The organism is Streptomyces sp. NPDC002566 (assembly GCF_042889585.1).
Classification (GTDB): Bacteria; Actinomycetota; Actinomycetes; order Streptomycetales; family Streptomycetaceae; genus Streptomyces.
This window is the reverse complement of the sequence record NZ_JBIARD010000005.1, coordinates 359,395-370,296: the sequence shown is the minus strand read 5'-3', so window position 1 is coordinate 370,296 and position 10,902 is coordinate 359,395. Positions and strand designations below refer to the sequence as shown.

General features: G+C 72.5%; 9 protein-coding genes. 2 read left to right on the top strand and 7 right to left on the bottom strand.

The annotated features are described in order from the left end of the window. Nucleotides 1-171: 171 nt before the first annotated feature. The 4 genes from ACFYXA_RS23225 to ACFYXA_RS23210 form a co-directional block, all read right to left on the bottom strand. A complete protein-coding gene (locus ACFYXA_RS23225) occupies nt 172-2,295 on the bottom strand; it encodes a fructose-specific PTS transporter subunit EIIC (RefSeq protein ID WP_389035826.1) in 2,124 nt (707 codons plus the stop codon). 250 nt (nt 2,296-2,545) lie between these two features. After that, on the bottom strand, nt 2,546-3,493 hold the full coding sequence (gene pfkB / locus ACFYXA_RS23220; protein ID WP_352246417.1) for a 1-phosphofructokinase: 948 nt from the start codon (nt 3,491-3,493) through the stop codon (nt 2,546-2,548). After that, on the bottom strand, nt 3,490-4,251 hold the full coding sequence (locus tag ACFYXA_RS23215; RefSeq protein ID WP_130442264.1) for a DeoR/GlpR family DNA-binding transcription regulator: 762 nt from the start codon (nt 4,249-4,251) through the stop codon (nt 3,490-3,492). Before ACFYXA_RS23215 ends, pfkB begins: the two co-directional genes overlap by 4 nt. Before the next feature lie 217 nt (nt 4,252-4,468). Continuing rightward, the gene (locus ACFYXA_RS23210) at nt 4,469-6,046 is read right to left on the bottom strand and encodes an MFS transporter (RefSeq protein ID WP_389035822.1); all 1,578 of its coding nucleotides are present in this window, start codon (nt 6,044-6,046) and stop codon (nt 4,469-4,471) included. A gap of 63 nt (nt 6,047-6,109) precedes the next feature. On the opposite strand from ACFYXA_RS23210, the gene ACFYXA_RS23205 reads away from it, so the two are divergent. Further along, entirely contained in the window at nt 6,110-7,111 is a 1,002-nt protein-coding gene (locus ACFYXA_RS23205; RefSeq protein ID WP_389035819.1) for a helix-turn-helix transcriptional regulator, read from the top strand. A gap of 2 nt (nt 7,112-7,113) precedes the next feature. Here ACFYXA_RS23205 and ACFYXA_RS23200 read toward each other — a convergent pair whose 3' ends face one another. Together ACFYXA_RS23200 and ACFYXA_RS23195 are read right to left on the bottom strand one after the other, a co-directional pair. Beyond that, nucleotides 7,114-7,704, bottom strand: coding sequence for a TetR/AcrR family transcriptional regulator (locus tag ACFYXA_RS23200; protein WP_389036192.1), 591 nt, complete (start codon nt 7,702-7,704; stop codon nt 7,114-7,116). A 596-nt stretch (nt 7,705-8,300) separates the two neighbouring features. Further along, nucleotides 8,301-9,296, bottom strand: a complete 996-nt coding sequence (locus ACFYXA_RS23195; RefSeq protein WP_352246421.1) for a sigma-70 family RNA polymerase sigma factor — start codon at nt 9,294-9,296, stop codon at nt 8,301-8,303. 173 nt (nt 9,297-9,469) lie between these two features. Here ACFYXA_RS23195 and ACFYXA_RS23190 point away from each other — a divergent pair, with 173 nt between their 5' ends. Further along, complete coding sequence (locus tag ACFYXA_RS23190) at nt 9,470-9,985, top strand: GNAT family N-acetyltransferase (RefSeq protein WP_389035816.1); 516 nt, start codon at nt 9,470-9,472, stop codon at nt 9,983-9,985. 54 nt (nt 9,986-10,039) lie between these two features. Here the strand turns inward: ACFYXA_RS23190 and ACFYXA_RS23185 are convergent, their stop codons facing one another. Beyond that, entirely contained in the window at nt 10,040-10,804 is a 765-nt protein-coding gene (locus tag ACFYXA_RS23185) for a dioxygenase (RefSeq protein WP_389036189.1), read from the bottom strand. Nucleotides 10,805-10,902 lie beyond the last annotated feature (98 nt).

Genomic DNA, 10,902 nt, shown 5'->3' with positions numbered 1-10,902 from the left:
AATTCGCGTGTATTGTGTTTGTTGTTTTGGTTCGGCGCCGGGTGGGGTGCGCTCGGCGGGGCGCCCGGGGTCGGGGGCCCCCCCCGCCCCGGGCCCCGCCCCCCCCCGGGGGGGGGGGCCCCCCCCCCGGCCGTTCGTGTCAGCCGAGTGGCCGGTACCGCGAGCCGCGGCTCACGCCGCGACCGGCTGCTTCTGCTGCGTGGCCGAGGTGGCCGCGCCGGTGCCCGGGCCTGCGGCGGAGGCGTCGGGGGCCGTCTTGCGCAGGCCCTTGAGGACGACGACCAGTGCGGTCGTGACGCACACGCCGGCGGCGATGGCGACCAGGTAGAGGACCGCGTTGCCGATCAGCGGGACCACGAAGATGCCGCCGTGCGGGGCGCGCAGCGTCGCGCCGAAGGCCATCGACAGGGCGCCGGTCACCGCGCCGCCCGCCATCGAGGCGGGGATGACGCGCAGCGGGTCGGCCGCGGCGAACGGGATCGCTCCCTCGGAGATGAAGGAGGCGCCGAGGACCCAGGCGGCCTTGCCGTTCTCGCGCTCGGTCTGGGTGAAGAGCTTGCCGCGCACGGTGGTGGCCAGGGCCATCGCCAGCGGCGGGACCATGCCGGCCGCCATGACCGCGGCCATGATCTTCATCGCCGAGTCGCTGGGGTTCTGGACGGCGATGCCGGCCGTGGCGAAGGCGTACGCGACCTTGTTGACGGGGCCGCCGAGGTCGAAGCACATCATCAGGCCGAGCAGGATGCCGAGCAGGATGGCGTTGGAGCCGGACAGTCCGGCGAGCCAGTCCGTCATGGCCTTCTGGGCCCCGGCGATGGGCTTGCCGACCACGACGAACATCAGGAAGCCGACGATCATCGAGGAGATCAGCGGGATCACCACCACCGGCATGATGCCGCGCAGCACCGGCGGGATCTTGATCCGCTGGATGCCGAGGACCACGCCACCGGCCAGCAGACCGGCGACCAGGCCGCCGAGGAAGCCCGCGGCGATGGTGGAGGAGATCATTCCGCCGACGAAGCCGGGCACGAGACCGGGCCGGTCCGCCATGCCGTACGCGATGTATCCGGCGAGGACGGGGATGAGGAAGTTGAAGGCGACGCCGCCGATCTGGAACATCAGGGCGGCCCAGCTGTCGACCTGGGTCCAGGAGAAGTGTTCCGTGACCGCGGGTGCCTTGCTGATCTCCCAGCCGCCGATCGCGAACCCGAGGGCGATCAGCAGACCGCCCGCGGCGACGAACGGGACCATGTAGCTGACGCCCGTCATCAGCCACTTGCGGAGCTTGGTGCCGTAGCCGTCGCCGGCTTCCCCGGCCCGCTCGACCGGCGTGCCGCCGCCGGCGGAGGCGCTGACCTCGCCGCGCTCGGCCTTGCCGCGGACCTCGGAGATCAGCTCGGCCGGGCGGTTGATGCCCGCCTTCACGCCGACGTCCACGGTGGGCTTGCCGGCGAAACGGTCCTTCTCACGTACGGGCACGTCGTGGGCGAAGATCACGCCGTCCGCGGCGGCGATGACGGCCGGGTCGAGCCGGGTGAAGCCGGCCGAGCCCTGCGTCTCGACGACCAGTTCGACGCCCGCCTCACGGCCGGCGTTCTCCAGCGACTCGGCCGCCATGTAGGTGTGCGCGATGCCGGTGGGACAGGAGGTGACGGCGACGACGCGGAAGGGGCGCTCGGCGGGGGTCTCGCCGGGTGTGCCGCTCGGAGCCGGCATGGGTGTGGTGCTGCCCGCCGTGGCGTCGGCGGAGGCCGCCGCCGACGCCACGGCGGCGTCCTGGGTGTGCTCACCGGCGCTGCCGGTGGCGTCGGCCGCGGTGTCCGTGTCCGCCACGGTGTCCGTGCCGGCCGCCGGCTCTTCGCCGCGGATCAGCGCGGCGGCGGCGCCCGCGTCCCGCACCGACCGCAGTGCGGAGGTGAAGTCGGCGTTCATCAGCTGACGGGCCAGGGAGGACAGGATCGTCAGATGGGCGTCGTCGGCGCCGGCCGGGGCGGCGATCAGGAAGATCAGGTCGGCGGGGCCGTCGGGCGCGCCGAAGTCGATGCCTTCGGCGGCGCGCCCGAAGGCGAGCGTCGGCTCGGTGACGTGGGTGCTGCGGCAGTGCGGGATGCCGATGCCGCCGTCGAGGCCGGTCGGCATCTGCGCCTCGCGGGCGGCGACGTCGGCGAGGAAGCCGTCGAGGTCGGTCACCCGGCCCTGGGCCACCATGCGCTCGGCGAGGGATCGCGCCGCCGCTTCCTTGGTATCGGCGGACAGGTCGAGGTCGACCAGGTCCGCGGTGATCATGTCACTCATCGCGGGCTCCTTCGCACGCGTATCGCCCGGAGCGTGAGGTGGGCGGGGGTGGGGACGGGGACGGAGAGGGGGGAGGGGGAGGAGCAGGAGGCGGGGCGGGGGACCCCTCGCCTCGGCGGTGTCACACGGCGGCTCAGGTCGCCTCGCGACCCGTTGCCCTGCTGCCCGCCACGAGCGGCGAGTAACACATCCGCTCGCCACCCCTGCCCGGGGCGTGCGACGAGGGGCGCGGCCGTGCTCTGCGGTGCGGTCATGACACCGGCTCCTTCAGTTCGCGGTCCGTCGGGAGTTCCGCCGTGACCGTCACCGCCGCCGGGTCCAGATCGGCCGGGGTCGGCATCACGCTGCCGGGGAGCTGGACCGCGGCCGCGCCGTGCGCGACGGCGGAGGCGAGGGCCTGCGGGCCGCTGCCGCCGGCGATGAGGAAGCCGGCGAGCGAGGAGTCGCCGGCGCCCACGTTGCTGCGTACGACGTCCACTCGCGCAGAGGCAAACCAGGCGCCCCCGTCCTCGACCAGCAGTTGTCCGTCGGCGCCCAGGCTGGCGAGCACCGCGCGCGCCCCCATCTGCCGCAGTTCCTCCGCCGCCTTCACGGCGTCGCCCACCGTCGCCAGCGGCCGCCCGACGGCCTCCGCGAGCTCCTCGGCGTTCGGCTTCACCACGTCGGGCCGCTCGCGCAGCGCCTCCAGGAGGGCGCGCCCCGAGGTGTCCAGCGCGATCCGCGCTCCCCCGGCGTGCGCCCGCGCGACGACATCGGCGTACCAGGACGGCGCGAGGCCCCGGGGAAGGCTGCCGCAGCAGGCGATCCAGTCGGCGTCGTGCGACTGCTCGCGCACGGTCTCCAGGAGCAGTTCCTGCTCGGCGGCGCTCAGCTCCGGGCCGGGCGCGTTGATCTTCGTGAGCACCCCGTCGGACTCGGCGAGCGCGATGTTGGAGCGGGTGGCCCCGGCGACCGGCACCGGTGCGACCTCGATGCCCTGCGCGTCGAGCAGGTCGGCGACGAGCGCGCCCGGCGCGCCGCCCAGGGGCAGGACGGCGACCGTACGCCGTCCGGCGGCGGTCACGGCGCGCGAGACGTTGACGCCCTTGCCGCCGGGGTCCATGCGTTCGCCGGTGGCGCGGATGACCTCGCCGCGCTCCAGCGACGGGACCTCGTACGTGCGGTCGAGGGACGGGTTGGGGGTGACGGTGAGGATCATGCGCGCACTACTTCCGTGCCGCCGCGCTCGATGGCGGCGGCGTCGTCGGGGCTCAGCCCGCTGTCGGTGATCAGCAGGTCCACGTCGCTCAGGTCGCCGAAGCGCGCGAAGTGCTCCTGGCCGTGCTTGGCGGAGTCGGCCAGCAGCACCACCCGGCGGGCCGCCGCCATCGCCGCGCTCTTGACGGCGGCCTCGGCGAGGTCGGGCGTGGTCAGACCGTGCTCGGCGGAGAAGCCGTTGGCGGCCACGAACAGGACGTCGGCGCGGATCTCGCCGTACGCGCGCAGCGCCCAGGCGTCCACGGCTGCGCGCGTACGGTGCCGTACGCGCCCCCCGACCAGGTGGAGCTGCATGCCCGGGTGGTCCGCGAGGCGGGCGGCGATGGGCAGGGAGTGCGTGACGGCGATCAGCGAGGCCTCCAGGGGGAGGGCGGCGGCCAGGCGGGCGATCGTCGTACCGGCGTCGAGGATCATCGTGCCCTCGGACGGCAGCTCGGACAGGGCCGCCTTGGCGATGCGGTCCTTCTCGTCCGCGGAGGTGCTCTCGCGCTCCGCGAGGTCCGGCTCGAAGTCGAGGCGTCCGACGGGTATGGCGCCGCCGTGGACGCGGCGGACGAGGCCGGCGCGGTCGAGGGCCTTCAGATCGCGGCGGATGGTCTCCGCGGTGACCTGGAACTCCTCGGCGAGCGACACGACGTCCACACGGCCGCCGTCACGGGCGAGCCGCAGGATCGCCTGCTGACGCTCCGGTGCGTACATGTCCGCTTCGCCTCCGAGTCGTGCCCGAACGTGTGGTTTCTACAGGGAGGCTACGCCCGGTTTTCCGGAAAGTAAACAGGTTCGGGCCCGAATCGGGCATGAACGGACTTCACGCGGCCGCCGTCGCAGGGTTGCGCACACGCCGAAGGGCCCGGCGTCCATCGCCGGGCCCTTCCTCGGAGACCTCGTTCTCGGGACCTCGTCCGCGCGACCCCGTTCAGCCGACGAGTTCGGACGCCGTCTTCTGCCCGGGCAGCTTCCTCGCGTCGGCAGGCTCCCCGGCTGCCGCCTCCTCCTCGGTGCCCTCTTCCCCGGCCGCCGCGTCCGCGCCTTCCACGTGCTGCGCGGGCCGCTTCGGCAGGGCGAACATCAGCAGGAAGATCGCGCCCATCACCGCGGCCACCCAGCCCAGCGCGTACCGGAAGGCGTCCGCGAACTCCGGGCCCACCTGGGCCGGCGTCAGACGCTCGCCGATCCGGCCGAAGAAGACCACCGCCACCAGGCCAAGACCGAGCGCGTTGCCCATCTGCTGCACGGTGTTGATCAGCCCGGAGGCCGACCCGGCGTGCTCGCGCGGCACCCCGGACAGCACCGCGTCCGTCAGCGGCGCGACGATCAGGCCCATGCCGACGCCCATCACCACCAGGGGCGGCGCCATCTGCCAGGACGTGATGTCGAGGCCGTACCGCGCGGACTCCCAGATGTAGAGCAGAACGCCGAGGGCCAGGGTCAGCGCGCCCGCCTGGAGCACCTTGCGGCCGAAGCGCGGGACCAGCTTCTGCACGGACAGACCGGCGGCCGTCGAGACAGCGAGGGAGAAGGGGACGCCGGTCAGACCGGCGTGCAGCGGGGTCCAGCCCAGCCCCTCCTGCATGTACAGCGTCCACACCAGGAAGAAGATGCCGAGGGCGATGCCGAAGACGAGTTGGACCGCGATGCCGGCGGCGAAGCTCTTCACCCGGAACAGGGAGAGCTCGATCAGCGGAGAGCCGTCCCGCGTGCCCTTGCGCCGCTCGTACACGACCAGGGCCCCGAAGACGACGAGCGAACCGGTCATCGAGACGTGCCCCCACAGCGGCCAGCCCAACTCGCGCCCGCGGGTGAGCGGGTAGAGCAGCATCAGCAGACCCAGCGTCACCAGCGCGACGCCGACGAGGTCGAGCTTGAGCGCCCTGGGGGCGCGGGACTCGGTGATGAAGCGGCTGCCGAGGATCAGACCCGCGACGCCCACGGGGAGGTTGATGAGGAAGATGGGCCGCCAGCCCAGCCCGAACAGGTTCCACTCCGTCAGGAGCGCGCCCAGCAGCGGGCCGGAGACCGCGCCGAGCCCCACGATCGCGCCGAACAGCCCGAACACCTTGCCCCGCTCATGCGCCGGGAAGGTCGCGTGCACGATCGACAGCACCTGCGGGACCATCAGCGCCGCCATGGCTCCCTGGAGGATGCGGGAGGCGACGAGCATCTCCGGGTTCACGGCGAATCCGCACAGCGCGGAGGCGAGGGTGAAACCGCCGATGCCGACGAGGAAGAGCCGCTTGCGGCCGTGGATGTCACCGAGACGACCGCCGGTGACGAGACCGGCGGCGAACGCGAGCGCGTAGCCGGCGGTGATCCACTGGATCTGGCTCCAGGAGGCGCCGGCCTCCTGCCGGATGGACGGGATGGCGATGTTGACGATCGTGACGTCGACGAGGTCCATGAAGGCCGCGGTCATCACGATCGCGAGGGCGAACCAGCGGCGGCGGTCCCCGGCGCTCGGGGGTGTGGACGTCGGCGGTGTCTCGGTGGAAGTCATGCCCCGGAGACTAGGAGCCCAGTAGGTCAGATCGTGTCCTAGTGGTGCGGCATCCTCGAAGGCATGACGACGGACACTCCGGCACGGCTGCTGCAGCTCCTCTCCCTCCTCCAGACGCCCCGCGAATGGCCCGGCGGCGAGCTCGCCGACCGGCTCGGGGTGTCCCGGCGCACGGTCCGGCGCGACATCGACCGGCTGCGCGAACTGGGCTACCCGGTCCAGGCCACGATGGGGTCGGACGGCGGCTACCGGCTGGTCGCCGGCAAGGCCATGCCGCCGCTCGTCCTCGACGACGAGGAGGCGGTGGCGATAGCGGTCGGCCTGCGGGCCGGCGCCGGGCACGCGCTGGAGGGCGTGGACGAGGCCTCGGTGCGTGCGCTGGCCAAGCTGGAGCAGGTGCTGCCGGCCCGGCTGCGCCACCGCGTCTCCACGCTGCAGGCCGCGACCACCCCGCTGACCAGCGGCGACGGCGCGAGCATCGCCCCTGAGACGCTGACCGTGATGGCGTCCACGGTGGCCGGCCATGAGCGGCTGCGGTTCGCCTACCGAGCCAAGGACGGCACCCAGTCCCGCCGTCTGACCGAGCCGTACCGGCTGGTGTCGACCGGTCGGCGGTGGTACCTGGTGGCCTACGACCTCGAACGGGAGGACTGGCGGACCTTCCGCGTCGACCGGGTGCGCGACCCTTTCGCCACCGGCGCCCGCTTCACCCCGCGGGAACTGCCGACGGGGGACGCGGCGGAGTACCTGCGCCGGTCGATCCACCGCCGCCCGGACACCCGTGAGTACGCGTACGACGTCACGTTCGCGGAGCCGGCCGAGTTCGTCACGGCCCGGCTGCCCGCCTGGCTCACCTCGGCCTCCGAAACCGGCGAAGGTTCCGACGACGGGACCACGGGCGGCTGCCGGCTGCGTGGGGTGACCAGTGACCCGGTGGAATGGGTGGCGATGCGTCTGGCTCTGGTCGGCTGCGAGTTCACCGTTCACGGGCCGGCTGAACTGGTCGAGTGCGTGAGGGAGTTGGGCGGGAGGCTGGGCAGGGCGGGGGCGGGTCCGCAGAGGTAGGGCTACTCCCAGCCGGCCCCGCGGAGCTTCTCCAGGTTGCGCAGGGCCAGTTCGGCCGGGCCCTGCGGGCCGGTCGGCGGCTGGTCGCCCCGGGACCAGCTCTCGACGGCCACCCTCACCGCGGCGTCGGCGACCGCCGCGGTGAACCGTTCGTCGGCGGTCAGGCCGGTTGTGTCGTCGTGCTCCTGCGTGCCCGCTCGCCGCTCCCGCAGGATCTGCGCGAGCGTCTCCTCCGAGGTGTGGCAGACCTCGGCCCAGACCTTGCCCAGGGCAGGACTGCTCGCGGCGAGGCGGATCAGGGTGCGAGCCCATTCCCAGGACGCGGCCGACACCCCCTCGCCGGGGGTGAGGGTGTGCCGCACCGCGTGTTCCAGCGCCTGCGGCAGGGGCAGTTCGGGCGGGGCATCGCGCACCGCGTCGGCCCAGCGCCGGGCGCCCTCCGCGTAGAGGGGCGCGACGGCTTCCTCCTTGGTCGCGAAGTACCGGTAGAAGGTGCGGGGAGCGATGCCCGCGGCGCCGGCGATGTCCTCGGCCCGGGTGGCTTTGAGGCCGCGGCTCACGAAGAGGCGGGCGGCCGCCCGCGCGATCTCCATCCGTGTCGCCGCTTTGCGCCGCTCGGTGAGTGAGGCCGAGGACGGGACCGGAGCGGGGGTGGAACTGGTCACAGTTGCAGGCTATGCCCCTGTGACACAATCTGCCATTCAGGCGGGCCACCCCGGGGTTCAGGTACGGGGTGACCCGCCCTTCGGCAGGTCCGGGCGCGGGCGGGCGAGCCTGGCGCGCGTGACCGGGGTGAGAAGAAGGCCGGGCCCGGCGCCTTGGGGGGGAAGGCGCCGAGGCCCGGCCTGGGGCAGTCCCGCCGCCGGGGGGGGTGCGTCGGGACGTGGTCCGGGGGTTCCTGCGCATGGCATGCGAAGCGGACGCTCGGCGCGGAACCGAGATGCGACGCAGGCCACGTGGTCGTACGGCTTCGGGGTCCGGTGGGTCCGAACTCCCGTGCCTGGAATTCTTGTTCCCCCGGTGTCACCGGTTAAGCGGCGTTGTATCGCCATGTTGGCCGCGGACTTCGGCCACCGTGCGCGCGAGGCGGCTCAGTCGGCTCGTCCACGCAGCGGCGCGGCGCCGCCCGCGAGGGGCGGCGCACAGCGCGGTGTTCACGGCGCCTTGAGGACGGCACCGGTCCCTTGGGCTACGCCGCCGCCTCGAACCCGGTGGACCGGGCGAGCTTCTTCAGCTCCAGCAAGGCGTGCTTCTCGATCTGGCGGATGCGTTCACGGGTCAGGCCGTGCTGCTTGCCGACCTCCGTCAGGGTGCGCTCCCGGCCGTCCTCGATGCCGTAGCGCATCTTGATGATGGAGGCCGTGCGCGGGTCGAGGCGGTCGATCAGGCCGTCGAGCTCCTCGCTGCGCAGCAGCGTCAGAACGGACTGCTCCGGCGAGACCGCGGAGGTGTCCTCCAGCAGGTCGCCGAACTGCGTCTCGCCCTCGTCGTCCACCGACATGTTCAGCGAGACGGGGTCACGGGCCCAGTCGAGCACGTCGATGACGCGCTCCGGCGTGGAGCCCAGCTCCTCGGCGATCTCCACGGGCTCCGGGTCACGGCCGTTCTCCCGGTTGAACTCGCGCTGGACGCGGCGGATGCGGCCCAGTTCCTCCACCAGGTGGACGGGCAGCCGGATCGTGCGCGACTGGTCCGCTATCGAGCGCGTGATCGCCTGGCGGATCCACCAGGTCGCGTACGTGGAGAACTTGAAGCCCTTGCGGTAGTCGAACTTCTCGACCGCGCGCACCAGTCCCGCGTTGCCCTCCTGGATCAGGTCGAGCAGGGGCAGGCCGCTGCGCGGGTAGCGGCGGGCGACCGCGACGACCAGGCGCAGGTTGGAACGGATGAAGACGTCCTTGGCGCGCTCCCCGTCGGCGACGAGGGCCTCGAGCTCCTCACGGGAGGCGTCCGCCTTGGACTCCTCGTACCCGTCGAGGACCTGTTGCGCGAACACACCCGCTTCGATGATCTGCGACAGCTCGACTTCCTTGGCGGCGTCGAGCAGTGGTGTGCGCGCGATCTCGTCGAGGTACATGCCGACCAGATCGCGGTCGGCGAGCTCCCCGCCGTGGACGCGAACACTGCTTGCCGCGCCGGTCTCGCCGGTGGCGGACTGACGACGGGCGACGGCACGGGTTGCCATGCGTGCTCCCTTGCGATGGTGGGTCAGCGGGTGGTCCGTAGACGCTCGGCACTCTTCTCGTGTGCCCGGCATCCGATGGAAACAACGACTGGAATCAGGACAGAATTCCCAACCCGACCCACGAATTTTCTGATCATGCAGTACCCTGTCCGGCCACCCAGGGAGGCGAGAGGATGTCGGACCGTACAGAGGTGCAGGTCAGACCGGGAGTCGAGGCGGACCTCGAAGCCCTCACGGAGCTCTACAACCACTACGTACGTGAGACGCCCATCACATTCGACACGGTGGCCTTCACGGTGGAAGAGCGCCGCCCTTGGCTGCTCTCCCACCCTGAAGACGGGCCGTACCGCCTGATGGTTGCCGTGGACGCCGGTTCACAGGAGATTCTGGGCTACGCCACCTCCAGCCCTCACCGCCCGAAGGCCGCCTACTCGACGTCGGTGGAGGTGGCGGTCTACGTCGCGGCGGGCGCCGGCCGCCGCGGTGTCGGCACCCTTCTCTACGAGGCGCTCTTCGAGGCGCTGGCCGGCGAGGACCTGCACCGCGCGTACGCGGGCATCGCGCTGCCCAACGAGGCGTCCACCCGTCTGCACGAACGCTTCGGGTTCCGCTACCTCGGCACCTACCGGGAGGTCGGCCGCAAGTTCGGCAGGTACTGGGACGTGGCCTGGTACGAGAAGGAGCTGTGACGGCACGGGGCGGCTCGGCGAGGCGGCGCGGGCAGGCGCGGTGCCCCCGCGCGCTCAGCCGAACTGCACCGACCGCTTGGCCAGGCCCAGCCAGAAGCCGTCGATCACCGACCGTTGCTCCCCCAGCTCGCCGAACGCGTCCGCGGCGCCCATCGTCACGAACAGCGGTGCGAAGTGCTCTGTGCGCGGGTGGGCGAGCAGGCCCGCCGGTGACTTGCGCGTGAAGTCGAGGAGCGCGTCGACGTCGCCGGCGTCGAGCGCCCGCCGCCCCCAGTCGTCGAACTCGGTCGACCAGCGGGGCACGCCGCCGGCGTGGCGCAGCGCGGCGAGGTTGTGGGTGAAGAAGCCGGAGCCGACGATCAGCACGCCCTCCTCCCGCAGGGGCGCGAGCCGGCGCCCGATCTCCATCAGCCGCACCGGATCGAGGGTCGGCATGGAGATCTGCAGCACAGGGATGTCCGCGTCCGGGAACATCTCGACGAGCGGGACGTACGCACCGTGGTCGAGGCCGCGGTCGGGGATGTCCTGGACGGGCATACCGGGGGCGCGCAGCAGCTTGCGCACGCTTTCGGCGAGCTCCGGCGCGCCGGGGGCGCCGTAGGTCACCCGGTAGTAGTGCTCGGGGAAGCCCCAGAAGTCGTAGACCAGGGGGACGGTCTCCACGGCGCCGAGGGCGAGGGGGGCCTCCTCCCAGTGGGCGGAGACCATGAGGATCGCCTTGGGGCGGGGCAGGCCGGCGGACCAGGCGGCGAGCTGGCCGGGCCAGACCGGGTCGTCCGCGAGGGGTGGAGCGCCGTGGCTGAGGTACAGGGCGGGCATGCGCTCCCGCTCCTGCGGGACGGCGCGTTCCTGAGCGGCGGGGGCGGACATGGCGGTGACTCCCTCCGAGGGCGGGACCCTCGACAGCTTTGCTTGAA